The 13,688-nt window shown below is 39.3% G+C and carries 13 protein-coding genes and 1 riboswitch; of the genes, 10 read left to right on the top strand and 3 right to left on the bottom strand.

The window, feature by feature from the left end:
* From AAIB49_RS09665 to AAIB49_RS09695, 7 genes are all read left to right on the top strand, one after another.
* The coding region (locus AAIB49_RS09665; RefSeq protein WP_343457952.1) for an RNA-guided endonuclease TnpB family protein at positions 1 to 321 on the top strand (321 nt) is incomplete at its 5' end.
* A gap of 110 nt (positions 322 to 431) precedes the next feature.
* Positions 432 to 1,406: a TAXI family TRAP transporter solute-binding subunit gene (locus tag AAIB49_RS09670; protein WP_186870466.1), complete on the top strand. Its 975-nt coding sequence runs from the start codon at positions 432 to 434 to the stop codon at positions 1,404 to 1,406.
* A 24-nt stretch (positions 1,407 to 1,430) separates the two neighbouring features.
* A complete protein-coding gene (locus AAIB49_RS09675; RefSeq protein ID WP_343457953.1) occupies positions 1,431 to 1,922 on the top strand; it encodes a DUF1850 domain-containing protein in 492 nt (163 codons plus the stop codon).
* Between the two features lie 15 nt (positions 1,923 to 1,937).
* Positions 1,938 to 3,911, top strand: a complete 1,974-nt coding sequence (locus AAIB49_RS09680; protein ID WP_343457954.1) for a TRAP transporter permease — start codon at positions 1,938 to 1,940, stop codon at positions 3,909 to 3,911.
* Between the two features lie 198 nt (positions 3,912 to 4,109).
* A complete protein-coding gene (gene lhgO, locus AAIB49_RS09685; protein ID WP_343457955.1) occupies positions 4,110 to 5,306 on the top strand; it encodes an L-2-hydroxyglutarate oxidase in 1,197 nt (398 codons plus the stop codon).
* 198 nt (positions 5,307 to 5,504) lie between these two features.
* Positions 5,505 to 5,656, top strand: a riboswitch (cyclic di-AMP (ydaO/yuaA leader).
* A 78-nt stretch (positions 5,657 to 5,734) separates the two neighbouring features.
* Positions 5,735 to 6,391 (top strand): potassium channel family protein, encoded by a 657-nt coding sequence (locus AAIB49_RS09690; RefSeq protein WP_343457956.1) that lies wholly within the window; start codon positions 5,735 to 5,737, stop codon positions 6,389 to 6,391.
* 23 nt (positions 6,392 to 6,414) lie between these two features.
* Positions 6,415 to 7,764: a TrkH family potassium uptake protein gene (locus AAIB49_RS09695; protein ID WP_343457957.1), complete on the top strand. Its 1,350-nt coding sequence runs from the start codon at positions 6,415 to 6,417 to the stop codon at positions 7,762 to 7,764.
* A 209-nt stretch (positions 7,765 to 7,973) separates the two neighbouring features.
* Here the strand turns inward: AAIB49_RS09695 and AAIB49_RS09700 are convergent, their stop codons facing one another.
* From AAIB49_RS09700 to AAIB49_RS09710, 3 genes are all read right to left on the bottom strand, one after another.
* Positions 7,974 to 8,765: an SDR family oxidoreductase gene (locus AAIB49_RS09700; RefSeq protein ID WP_339213598.1), complete on the bottom strand. Its 792-nt coding sequence runs from the start codon at positions 8,763 to 8,765 to the stop codon at positions 7,974 to 7,976.
* A 135-nt stretch (positions 8,766 to 8,900) separates the two neighbouring features.
* Positions 8,901 to 9,164: a DUF3006 domain-containing protein gene (locus AAIB49_RS09705; protein ID WP_211742386.1), complete on the bottom strand. Its 264-nt coding sequence runs from the start codon at positions 9,162 to 9,164 to the stop codon at positions 8,901 to 8,903.
* A 16-nt stretch (positions 9,165 to 9,180) separates the two neighbouring features.
* The gene (locus AAIB49_RS09710) at positions 9,181 to 10,419 is read right to left on the bottom strand and encodes an MBL fold metallo-hydrolase (RefSeq protein ID WP_343457958.1); all 1,239 of its coding nucleotides are present in this window, start codon (positions 10,417 to 10,419) and stop codon (positions 9,181 to 9,183) included.
* Positions 10,420 to 10,693: 274 nt separating this feature from the next.
* Here AAIB49_RS09710 and AAIB49_RS09715 point away from each other — a divergent pair, with 274 nt between their 5' ends.
* From AAIB49_RS09715 to AAIB49_RS09725, 3 genes are all read left to right on the top strand, one after another.
* On the top strand, positions 10,694 to 11,053 hold the full coding sequence (locus AAIB49_RS09715) for a hypothetical protein (protein ID WP_343457959.1): 360 nt from the start codon (positions 10,694 to 10,696) through the stop codon (positions 11,051 to 11,053).
* A 138-nt stretch (positions 11,054 to 11,191) separates the two neighbouring features.
* A complete protein-coding gene (gene galU / locus AAIB49_RS09720; RefSeq protein ID WP_343457960.1) occupies positions 11,192 to 12,082 on the top strand; it encodes a UTP--glucose-1-phosphate uridylyltransferase GalU in 891 nt (296 codons plus the stop codon).
* Entirely contained in the window at positions 12,079 to 13,395 is a 1,317-nt protein-coding gene (locus AAIB49_RS09725) for a UDP-glucose dehydrogenase family protein (protein WP_343457961.1), read from the top strand. Before galU ends, AAIB49_RS09725 begins: the two co-directional genes overlap by 4 nt.
* Positions 13,396 to 13,688: the final 293 nt, after the last annotated feature.

Below are 13,688 nucleotides of genomic sequence, written 5' to 3' on the forward strand. Positions count from 1 at the left end.
GAAGATTTGTCTGTCCAAAACATGTTAAAGAATCCTAATCTTGCTAAGGCTATCAGCGAGGTATCTTGGTCACAATTTCGCACAATGTTGGAATATAAAGCAAATTGGTACGGAAAACAGGTTGTGACCGTAGCGAAAAATTTCCCTTCCAGTCAGCTTTGTTCAACGTGTGGTCATAAGTATAAAGACGTTAAAAATCTTGCTTTGCGTGAGTGGGAGTGTCCTACCTGTAAAACCCGTCACGATAGAGATATTAACGCAAGTTTGAATCTTCGTAACGAAGCATTACGATTAACCGCAGGAACTGCGGGGATAGCCTAATCCATAACTAACCAATAGGTTGGTGTTCTTAGGAATCCCCCACTTCAATCAGACCATAAGGTCGATAAGTGGTGGGTAGTTCAAATATTAATAAATATGGAGGGAATATGATGAAGAAGACAATATTTTTTAGTATGTTTCTTTCACTTGTATTGGTATTAGGTGCTTGTGGAGACAGTACTGGTGGAACAGGAGATAATGCACTTGATGGTGAATTTGTAACCGTTCTCACAGGTGGGTCATCAGGGGTATATTATCCATTAGGTGGTGCAATGGCCAAAATCTATCAGGACATGGGGGCGAATGCAAATAGCCAATCCACTGCTGCAAGTTCGGCAAATATTACTACTCTAAATAAGGGGGACGCGGAAATAGGGTTCTCTATGGGGGATGCAGCAGCGGATGGATATGAAGGGATAGACAGCTTTGAAGAACAGGGTGCACAAGAAAATATTCGCTCTATCGCTTCACTTTATCCTAACTATTTACAAATAGTAGCTACTGTGGAATCAGGGATCAAAACGGTGGAAGACTTAGCGGGGAAAAGTGTTGCAGTAGGTGCACCTGCTTCCGGGACGGAAATTAGTGCGAAGCGTGTATTAGAAGCATATGGAATGAGTTATGACGATATAAATGAAGATTATCTATCATTCGCAGAAGGTGTAGAAGGAATTAAGAATGGAAACATTGACGCTGTTGTTATTTCTTCTGGCTTACCGAATGCAGGGGTAATGGAGCTACAAACCACTAATGATATCGTGGTTGTAGAAATTGCAGAAGATAAAGTGTTAGAAATGCAAGAGAAATATCCTGCCTTCTTCCCTGCGGTTGTTACGGCTGATGTATATGATTTAGATGCTGATACACCAACTATTGGTGTAAACAATGTACTCCTAACACATAAGGATGTATCAGATGATGTTGCATATGCACTGACCAAAGGAATTTACGAGAATTTAGATACACTGAAGGATACACATAATGCGGCCAAGGACATTGATATCCAAAATGCATTACAGAACCTACCAGCTCCACTACATCCAGGAGCAAAAAAATATTTTGACGAGCAAGGGATTACAGAATAAATCAAAGCTTAAGTAGGAATAAGAATGCAGAAAAAATTAATCTATTTCATTATTATTCTACTGATTGTTACTGGAATCTTCCTGGTTCCAGTACAATCTGGAATTTTACTTACTAATCTAGAAGGAAAACCTTATCACTTTATCCCATGGGAAGGAAGAACACTCACCATAGGGTGGCGTCATTCGGTTGAATTAACCCCGTGGCAGGAAACCTATACCATCAACGATGATCATTCTTTATTGTTATCGGAGACTATCTATCAGTCTTATGGGGCTGGTACACCGGATACCGATGGGAAAGTGGAGTTTCTAGCTGATGGATATGTCCGTGTGACTGGAATAAAACGAGAAATACCTTTTTATTCTCTTTATTATGTCCCTATTTCTTATTATTCCATAGCAGATGGGACAACAAGCTACCCTCTAAAAAATTTCGTTCCAGATTATCATCAAATACAAATTCATTATGAATCAATCACACTTTTTTCTTGGATTAGGATAAGACTTATTTCTTAAGGAGGGATGGGCCAAATGAGTGAGGCGGTAAGGCCGGTCGAAGAATTATCAACGGAAGAACAAAAGAAGCTAATAGAAAAATATGATACCGAATCCAGATTCCGGAATTTTAATATTCCGTGGATGGTTCGTCTTGTTACATTTATTGCGGTTGGATTAGCACTTTTTCATCTGATTACGTCGTTTACTGGACCATTAGTCACTTTAAAGCACCGAGCTTTACATACCGGTGTGATTTTAGTGCTTGTATTTTTACTTTATCCTTCTCGTAAAAAAGCACCCCGGCAACGTGCAACAGTAATTGACTTTTTGCTAGCAATCATGGCGGTTGCTACCATTTTATATATCTTTACTGATTATATGGGGATTGTTAACCGAGCAGGGCTGCCGAACACGAGTGACTTCTTATTTAGTCTATTAATTGTGATTCTCGTGCTGGAAGGTGGTCGTCGTGTAGTTGGTATTGGGTTAACGGTCTTAAGTGCGTTGTTTTTATTGTATGCTTATTTTGGTCCATATCTTCCTAGACTGATTGCCCACCGTGGGTATTCAATTGAGGATATTACCACATATATGTATTTGACGACGGAAGGAATATTTGGTACAGCGATTGGTGTGTCTGCTACCTATATTTTTCTGTTTGTTTTGTTTGGGGCATTTCTAAATCGAACTGGCTTAGGTCAGCTATTCAATGATACTGCCATGGCGATTTCTGGTCATACGGCTGGAGGGCCAGCGAAAGTATCGGTTATCTCGAGTGGATTTTTAGGGTCAATAAATGGGTCTGCGATAGCAAACGTTGTCACGACCGGTTCTTTTACCATTCCATTAATGAAACGGACGGGTTATTCAAACAATTTTTCAGGCGCGGTAGAGGCGGCTGCATCTGTTGGTGGGCAAGTACTTCCACCGGTAATGGGAGCAACAGCCTTTATTATGGCAGAAACATTAGGCATGAAATATAGTGATATTGCACTTGCAGCGATTTTACCTGGGATACTTTACTATATGGGTGTCATCACCGTGGTCCATTTGCGTGCAAAAAAGCGTGGTTTACGCGGACTCACTCGTGAGGAGCTTCCTAGTTTAATAGAAGTCATGAAAGAGAGAGGCCATTTACTAATCCCATTAATTGTATTAATTTATATGCTATTTAGCGGTTATACACCGATTTATGCAGCAGCATGGGCAATCATTACAACGATCGTCATTGCAATGATAAGGAAGAAGACTCGATTAAGTATTAAAGGGATTATTGGTGCACTAGAGGATGGAACTCGTAGTGCTGTTGGTGTGGCAATGGCTTGTGCGATGGTCGGTATTATTGTTGGGGTTGCCTCATTGACTGGGTTTGGCTTAAAAATGACATCCGCTATTCTTATTCTTGGACAAGATACGTTAATCCTAACCTTGTTCTTTACGATGATTGCTTCGATTATACTTGGAATGGGATTGCCATCTATTCCGACTTATATCATCACATCATCTATGGCTGCACCTGCCCTAGTACAATTTGGTATTGAGCCATTTGTATCCCACATGTTTGTATTCTATTTTGGAATACTAGCGAATTTAACACCACCTGTAGCGTTGGCGGCTTTTGCGGGAGCGGGTATTTCTGGTGGTAATCCGAATCGAACCGGATTTATCTCCCTCAAGCTTGCGGCAGCAGGGGTATTAGTACCATATATATTTGTCTACTCACCTGAATTGTTGATGCAGGGTACCAATGGTTGGGAGATTGCATGGGTGGCAACAACGGCTGCTATTGGGGTCATAGCATTAGGAGCAGGTCTAGAAGGATATTTTATGACTACGATGGTATGGCCATTAAGAGTGATCACCATCATGGCCGCTGTAACCTTAGTGATACCAGGGGTATTAACCGATGCTATTGGACTCGGATTACTAGCATTAGTTGTTATCGTCCAATTCATAGCCAAGAAGCGAGTAACAAGTGCTCATGAAGAAGAAAAAATAGCTAAATAAGGCAACATGCTGGGATGTCATAGCGCGACATCCCTTCTATTTTAACTAGGGCAGTGATGTATCAAGCAGAGGTTGGTATTTTAGAAGAGAAAGTCCGTACATAAAATACTAGTGTTCATGCTGTCTATAGGACCAATAATAATTGCTTCTAAATTCATACGTCTGATTCGATCAACTTAATGTATAGGAGGGCTTATGATGAATGACTTTTTAATTATAGGTGGAGGTATTGTAGGATTATCTGTAGGACTAGCACTTTTAGAACGATATCCAGGCTCAAATTTAGCTATCCTAGAGAAGGAATTGGATGTTGCACAGCATCAGACTGGTCATAACAGTGGTGTCATTCATTCCGGAATTTATTATAAGCCTGGTAGTTACAAGGCTCGATTTGCCAAGGCAGGAAATGCAAGTATTCGAAAATTTTGTGAGGAGCATGATATCCCGCATGATATTTGTGGGAAAATCATTGTAGCAAAAAATGAAGAAGAGATGCCAGAACTAGGCAGGTTGTTTGAACGAGCAAAGCACAACGGTCTAGAGGTAACCTGGCTGACCAAAGATGAATTACTAGAGAAGGAGCCTTATGTTGCCGGAGTAGGCGGGATTTTCATACCTTCTACTGGAATAGTAGATTATGCAATGATATCACAGGTAATGGCGCGTCAAATCCGCTCACTTGGTGGGGAAATTATTACGAAAGCTGAGGTAGTCTTTGTAGACGAAAGAGAAGATGAGGTTATAGTAGAAACAAGAAATAATACGTATTCTACTAGATTCCTAGTGAATTGTGCTGGTTTACATAGTGACCGAATTGCGAGAATGGCAGGGTATCATGTTGATGTGAAAATATTTCCGTTTCGTGGTGAATATTTTGAGCTAAAGGAAGAGAAGCGTCATGTTGTAAGGAATCTCATTTACCCAGTTCCCAATCCGAATTTTCCATTTTTAGGTGTACATGCTACGAGAATGATAGACGGAACAGTAGAAGTAGGGCCGAATGCTGTACCTGGATTTAAGCGAGAGGCATATTTTAAGGCATCGTTTGATTGGAAAGATTTTGGTGAGATTATATCTTATCCAGGTTTTTGGAAGCTAGGATTAACCTATCTCAAAGAAGGGCTGGAGGAGATGAGTAGGTCGGTGAGTAAGAAAAGGTTTGTAGATAACTTAAATCAGCTTCTTCCGAGTATTGAAGAAGAGGATTTAGTTCCAGCCCCTGCAGGCGTTAGAGCACAAGCTCTAGGAAGCGATGGGAAGCTATTTGATGATTTCTTTATTATTGGCGGTAAGAATAGTGTTCATGTATGTAATGCGCCATCTCCTGCAGCAACTGCTAGTTTGGAAATTGGCAAGGAAATTGCTAGTCGGGTAGGGGCACGTTTAGGCGTATGAGAGGGACCTGAGTTGGTCCTTTTTTTATTGGGATTAAGAGTAAGGAGATGCTATGTTAGTTCCCCTTATGCATACTAGAAGACCTGTATTTAGGAGGAAGATGAGAAGCTAGTAAAAAATTAATTTTCGTGTAGGTGTTGACAATCATAGGAAACAGGAGTATTTTTTTCTTTATTACGTTAAATTTAATCGAATGACACCTTATAATCGCTGAATCTGTTTCTTGAACGGGGGAACCAATACGGATGGTTTACTAGACCATCTGAAGGGGTGAATCTTACTAAGGTAAGAGGGGGTACTCTCAATCCCTAATCCGGCAGCTAACCTCGTAAGCGTTACGTAATTTCTGAGAGAAGGGTCCGGGGTTTAACCGAAGACCATTCTATTTGAAATGGTCTTTTTTGGTGTTGATGGAAAGAGAGGCATTAATGAAAAAACAATTTGTAGTGATTGGCTTGGGCCAATTTGGAAGTAGTGTTTGTAAACAGCTGTATCAATTAGGTCACGATGTACTAGGTATCGATAATGATTTAGAAAATGTTAGAGCTAACTCGAATTATGCATCACATGTCGTTGTTGCGAATGCAACGGATGAAGATAAACTGAGAGCATTAGGTGTAAGAAATTTTGATTATGCTATCGTTGCTATCGGTGAAAAAATTCAGCCGAGTATACTCTGTACGTTAATTCTTAAAGAGATAGGGGTTAAAAACATTTGGGTAAAAGCGCAAAACACCCAGCATCAGAAGGTTCTGGAGAAGGTTGGTGCAGATCGAATCATTAACCCAGAGGAGGAGATGGGGATTCGAATTGCAAATCAACTAGACTCGGATAAAATAATAGATTATATTGGCCTGTCGAAGGATTATAGTATTCTAGAGTTAAAAGCTACGAGTAAAATCTCGAATAAAAGCCTGATTGAACTAGATATCCGTGCCAAATATGGTTGCAACGTTCTAGCAATTAAACGTGGGGGGCAGGTTAATGTATTTCCTGCACCTAATGATAGGATTCATGAAGGAGATGTAATGGTAGTGATGGGTGATAATAAGAGTCTAAAGCGTTTAGAAGATAAGGGAATGTAGCATAGCAAAATGGGGGATGCAGTATGTTAACGATAGTAAAAAAGCATGAATTAAGTCCTTCACAGATAATTGTACTATTTTATGTGGTGGCTGTAGCGATCTCCGTTTGTTTGCTTAGTTTACCTTTTACAGTGAAAACAGGAGTTGATTGGTCCTTTTTAGATATTCTGTTCACAGCAGTTAGCGCAGTGAGCGTTACTGGTTTGTCTGTAGTGAATACAGCAGATACCTTTAGCACACCAGGAATATTCATTTTACTTTTTATCCTTCAATTCGGTGGAATTGGTATTATGACACTTGGTACCTTTTTTTGGTTATTAATAGGTAAAAATATTGGTTTGAAAGAAAGAAGATTAATAGGAACCGATCAAAATCAATCCCAATTATCAGGTTTAGTTAAGCTGATGAAGCAAATATTGGCCATTATATTGTTAATCGAATTTGTTGGAGCTATTATCTTAGGAACTTATTTTCTTAACTATTTCCCTACCTGGCAGGAAGCCTATTTACAAGGGTTATTTGCTTCTGTAAGTGCGACAACAAATGCAGGATTCGATATTACTGGAAGCTCCCTCATTCCTTTTGCTCAGGATTACTTTGTGCAATTGATTAATATTATATTGTTAACTTTAGGGGCAATTGGTTTTCCAGTTTTAATCGAGGTAAAGGATTTTATGAAGCATAGTAAGAGCAATTCTACATTTCGATTTTCTTTATACACGAAATTAACGACAATTACTTTTTTTGCTTTAATGGCTTTTGGGACGATTGTTATTCTGTTATTTGAAGCCAATCACTTTTTTGCAAATAAAAGCTGGCATGAATCCTTCTTTTATGCATTATTTCAATCTTCTACTACGAGAAATGGTGGCTTAGCAACGATGGATGTCAGTCTATTTTCTAATCCAACATTACTAATGCTATCTTTCTTAATGTTTATTGGAGCATCTCCGAGTTCTGTAGGAGGTGGAATAAGAACCACAACATTTGCAGTTATCCTGTTATTAATTTTTTCTTTCGCTAAAGGAAGGAAGAATATAAAGGTATTTGGACGTGAAATACATGAAGATGATATTCGAAAATCAGTTGTGGTTAGTTTCCTTGCCATGATTATTTACTTCATTGGAGTGGCGATTCTATCTGCTACGGAAAGCTTTACATTCATGCAAATTGTATTTGAGGCAAGCTCTGCATTTGGTACGACTGGATTATCGATGGGGATAACACCAGAACTAAGTTCGATTGGGAAAGTGGTAATTATTGCGTTGATGTTTATTGGAAGGATTGGGATCTTATCCTTTATCTTTATCTTCCATGGTAATAAAAAGGATGTTGACTACCATTATCCGACGGAACGCATTATTGTTGGATAATGAGGATAGGAAACATATCAAGTAATGTAAGCTAAGTATTTACGTATAGAGATACAAGAACGGTTTGTGATAATTTTTGCTCTAGGCCTTAGGTGAGCGTTTTTGAGAAGAGGTCACCTAAGGCCTATCCTTTAATCTATGGGAATTACCCGATATACACTAGAAAATCATTGGGCTTTTTCAATCAACCATGTCATCAAGTCCAACTCTTATAACGCTTTAACTAATCCACCGTCAACTAGCAAGGTTTGTCCTGTTACATAGGTATTCGCAGCAGAACATAGAAAAACAGCTTGTTTAGCGAATTCTTCTGGATTCCCGTAGCGACCAATCGGGATACTCTTCTCAGTAGATGATTTTACTTCATCATAGGTTACACCAAGCTGCTCTGCACGGACTGTATCTAGGTGCTCCACACGTTCAGTAGCAATCCGTCCTGGTCCGATGGTGTTAATTAAAATATTGTCCTGGGCTAGCTCCTGGGAGAGGCTCTTTGCCAATCCAACTACCCCTGCACGGAATGTATTCGATAAGATAAGATTGTCTAATGTTTGTTTAATGGATGATGAAGTGAAGTTAATGATATGACCACTTCTTTGTTGTTTCATATAAGGTAGAACTTCACGGATTGCTCTAATATAGCTAAGCAAATTTAACTCAAATGCGTTCTGCCATGCTTCATCATCGAAATGTTCGAATCCGCCAGCTGGAGGTCCCCCTGCATTGTTTACTAATACATCAATCTTTCCGTTACTTTCGATCGCGAATTGTACTAATTCTTTAATATCAGCTGGGTTTGTTACATCACAGGTTTTGTAGGATACATGGTTGTTTGACGTGAATTCTTGAATTTCAGAGACAGCAGCTTTTAAATCGCTTTCATGACGACTTGAAATAATGACATGTGCCCCCTCTTGTGCAAACTGAAGTGCAGTAGCTTTTCCAAGTCCTTTACTAGCAGCCATTACAATGACAGATTTTCCTTTTAAGCCAAGATCCATATGTATTACCTCCTCGTATTTCCGTTAACATAATTATAACATAGCGGATGGATAGAATAGTCGAATGACGATGCGTTTTGGAATAATACTATGTCCTTTTAAAACTAAAAAAATCGGCGCATAGCACCGATTCATCTAGTTTTTCTTAAACTTACTTCCAGTACTATTAGCTCGTAATTGAGCTAATAGATCTGTCGTCTTTTCTTTTACCCTTTTTTCTGCTTCCGTATTAATTGCAATGATATGATACGAACTGTTCCGTTTCTCCATTTCAAAAATAGTGTCGACATGGCTGCCTTCTGGAAGCTTTTCTTTCGGTATAATCAGTTCCGCTTTATCTTCCTCTATTAAAATGACAGCTAGATTTCCTTCGAATCGATCTAGGACTCCTTGCATCATGCTTCCCTCCAAATAGTTAGCTAACACAGGCCATTCCTTGTGCTTCGATATCCTTTATTCTACCATCTCCAATGCCGTTTATCCGTTTTAGATCCTTTATAGAATGGAATGGTCGTAAGTCAATTAAGTCTTGTGCTCGTTCTGAACTAATATGAATGATTTGCTGTAGCTCCTCGTAGGAGGCAGTGTTAATATCAATACAGCTAGAATTTGCCTCTTCATTCGATTTACTTGCTTCATTTGAATTAGAGGTGCCCCCAGAGCTATTATTCGATGAACTATTTTTACTTGGGACAGTTCCGTCTCTTTCCGTCTTCACCGTGTATTCTTTTCCATCTGTTGTTACAATGATCGTGCCATTTACATCTGTTCCGTATAAATCAATACCAGCATTGGTGATGTATGAAATAACTTCACGATGTGGATGACCGTATTTGTTATCTGCACCAGCACTATAAATAGCTATTTCAGGGCTTACAGCACTAATAAATGATGGGTCACTGGAAGTGCTAGAACCGTGGTGGCCTAGCTGTAAAATATCAGCATTTACGTCAAAACCAACTGTCATCATCTGTGTTTCCGCATCACGATCCGCATCACCAGTAAACAGGAATTTCACATCACCATAAGTGAAGAGTACAGAAATAGATTCTTCGTTTGGTTTACCAGTAATTGACTGTGGATGAAGAACTTTTAAATTTAAAGGTCCGATATCAAATTCTTCACCTGCTCGTGGTTCATGGTAGTTTGCTCCACTACTAACGATTGCTTCTAATACACGTTGGAATGTACTAGAAGTACTTTCGTTACCAGATAACCATACCTCGGTTACCTCATATGTATTGATTACATCTGCAAGCTGTCCAATATGATCCGCATCCGGATGACTTCCGATAACAAGGTCGAGCTTAGATACCCCTTGTGAATGTAAATAGTTTACTACCTCATTGCCACGCCAATCCCCAGCATCAAATAAAATATTGTGGTTTCCATATTGAAATAATGTTGCGTCTGCTTGCCCTACATCTATATAGTGAACCTGTAATTCAGCTAGATTTTCTGTTGACTTGGAATCATTTTGCTCTTTACGATCTCCTTCTGTTTGTTCATCTGATATGACATGATCAGAGGTTGGTTCCGTTTGGGCTTTTTCTATATCTGTTGTTAATTCCTCATTTGTTTCTAGGTTCACTCCTTGGCCGCAAGCAGTGAGAATAATTGTGAGAAACAAAGATGCTATTAATTTTTTGTACAAGTCTACTCCCCCAGTATTCTTTATTACGTTTATCGTAACAAATTCACTACTGGAAATCTAGAACACTACTAGTACGAAAATAGTGAAAAGATAACATGACGGAAGAGTGGAATTTACGTATGTTTCCATTTTTTCATACTTTGCAGAGGAGAAAGTGACGAATTAAGCGTTCAAAAAATAATACCATCTATCCATACAGCTAACAAAATGAGAAATTACTGAGATGAAATTTACGATAGTTATTGGCATACTTAGCGGAAAAGGGGAGATGAAGATGGTTAAGCGCAAAGTAATTAGGCTACTATTACTATTTATCTTGATCGGTATGGCATTGGTGATAATTATCTTTGTGGAAAAACTAGCCATGGAAGCCTATAGTCAACAATCTGAAGAAAATGTTCATGTAGCAGGTGTAGTTGACAGAATAGAGGATGGGGAGGTTGTCGTTATCCTAGTCGAGGAATGGAAACTGGAATTGATGGTCGAAATGAGTGAATTTGATATAGCGTTTATCCCACATGTCTGGTTGGATATTGTTTTTTCTAAGGGGGAAATCGTGGATCTAGCTATTGATTGGAAGCGGACGAATAGGGAACGTAATAGAGTAAATGGTTTATTAGAAAAGCTTCGGTAAGAAATAAAGAGTGAGTCATTCCTTTTCTGTTTACGCAACAGTATAAAATTTTTACATATAAATTACATTATTTTCACAATTGACAGAAAGTAAAATGGGATACTTTAACTAAGGTTAATTCGGAATGGAGGGAACAAGATGAAACGAGTGAAAAAAGCTATTATTCCAGCAGCAGGTCTAGGTACTCGATTTTTACCAGCTACCAAAGCGATGCCAAAGGAGATGCTACCAATAATTGATCGTCCAACAATTGATTATATTGTGGAAGAGGCAAAACATGCAGGTATTGAAGATATTATTATTGTGACCGGTAAAGGGAAGAGAGCAATCGAAGACCACTTTGATATCAATTTTGAGTTGGAAAATAATTTGATAGAAAAAGGAAAGCTTTCCTTGCTCGAGAAAATTCAATCTTCCTCAAACGTAGAAATACACTATATAAGACAAAAAGAACCAAAGGGACTAGGTCATGCGGTTTGGTGTGCACGTAAATTTATTGGAGAGGAACCGTTTGCAGTTCTTTTAGGAGATGATATTGTTCGTGCAGAAACTCCTGGAATAAAGCAGTTAATGCTCCAATATGACAAAGTAGGTTCGTCCGTTGTTGGGGTTCAGGAGGTTTCTATGGAAGAAACAGAACGGTATGGAATCGTTGAACCACGGAAAAATCAAGGTAGATTACATGCTGTTAACCGTTTTGTAGAAAAACCAAAACTAGGAACAGCACCTAGTAATCTAGCTATCATGGGGCGTTATGTCCTCACTCCGGCCATTTTTGATATTTTAGAGTATCAAGCACCTGGGGCAGGAGGGGAAATACAGTTAACTGATGCCATTAATCAACTAAATCAAATAGATCAAGTATATGCATACGAGTTTGAAGGTAGGCGATATGATGTTGGGGAAAAATTAGGGTTTCTCCGGACAACGGTAGAGTTCGCCCTAGAGGATAAGGAGCATCGGGAGCAGGTGGAGCAAATGTTGAAAGAAATGATAGACCGGTATAGCTCTCGTGAGGTGTCACAATGAAAATTGCTGTGATCGGAACTGGCTATGTGGGGCTTGTAACGGGGGTTAGTTTAGCAGAAATTGGACATCATGTACGGTGTGTAGATGTCGATGTAAGAAAAATAGAGCAATTAAGAACTGGGAAAGTAACGATCTGGGAGCCAGGATTAGAGGAGCTTATGGTTAAAAATATGGCAAAAGGACGATTATACTTTACGACAGATTACGAGGTTGCATTGGAGCAAGCGCAAGTAATCTATATAGCTGTCGGTACACCAGAGAGTGAAGATGGTTCTGCTAATACGCAATTTGTTGAACAAGCAGCAAAACAAATCGCCACTACGATACGAGATGATGTAGTAGTTGTTATGAAGAGTACGGTACCTGTAGGAACAAATGATAGAATTTATCAGGTTTTACAAGAACATCTTAAACATAATGTTAGAGTAGATGTTGTTTCGAATCCGGAATTTTTGCGCGAAGGTTCTGCTATAGAAGATGCTTTTCGAGGAGACCGAATTGTAGTTGGGGCGAATAATCTTAAAGCGTTTGAAATGCTAGAAGAAGTGAATAAGCCCTTTGGTATCCCGATATTTAAAACGGATATTCGAAGTGCAGAAATGATTAAATATGCTTCCAATGCATTTCTAGCGACAAAGATAAGCTTCATCAATGAAATAGCCAATATTTGTGAACGAGTTGGAGCAAATGTTGATTTAGTTTCACAGGGAATGGGCATGGATAAGCGGATTGGTCTCCTGTTTTTGAAAGCAGGAATTGGCTATGGAGGCTCTTGTTTCCCAAAGGATACGAAGGCTTTAATTCAACTGGCAGGGAATGTAGCTTATGATTTTAAACTGTTGGAAGGCGTCGTAAAAGTTAATCAAGAACGGCAAACCATTCTAGTGGAAAGACTATTAGAACGATTTCACGCTATAGAAGGGAAACAAATTACGGTCTTAGGATTATCCTTTAAGCCTAATACAGATGATATGCGGGAAGCGGCATCTATCATCATAACGGAATCCTTAATCCAACTAGGTGCTCATGTTGTCTGTTATGACCCAGTTGCTATGGACAACGCGAAAGGGATATTAAATGCCGAGGTAACTTTTGCTAGCAGTATGGTAGAAGCGTTACGAAACAGTGATGCTGCTCTAATTTTAACCGAGTGGGATGAATTTAAAGAGGTGGATGTTCAAATCTTTAACCATATGAAGTCACCAATTGTTTTTGATGGGAGAAATTGCTACGCACCAGAGGTGATGGCTGAAAAGCAAATCGAATACTATTCGATTGGTAGACCGGATATACCAATAACGATAGCTAAATAACCTATATGTGTAGTTAAAAAAAGGGAGCAGAGAGCGTCTTCCGTTACCAAAAAGCGCAAGTAGAGTTGAAAAGGGGAACCGATGGATGCATCTCCGCTCCCTTAATGTGTAAATAGCGGTGAAAAAGGTCACAGAGAGAGTGCGTCAGTGCCCTAAATGAGGAAGGGGAGCGAAAAAAGGTCACAGAGAGAGTGCGTCAGTGCCCTAAATGAGGAAGGAAAGTGAAAAAAGGGCACAGAGGGGGGTATCAGTGACCTAAATGGGGAAGGGGAGCGAAAAAAGGTCACAGAGAG

The organism is Ornithinibacillus proteolyticus, assembly GCF_039581225.1.
GTDB classification, from domain to species: Bacteria; Bacillota; Bacilli; order Bacillales; family Amphibacillaceae; genus Ornithinibacillus; species Ornithinibacillus massiliensis.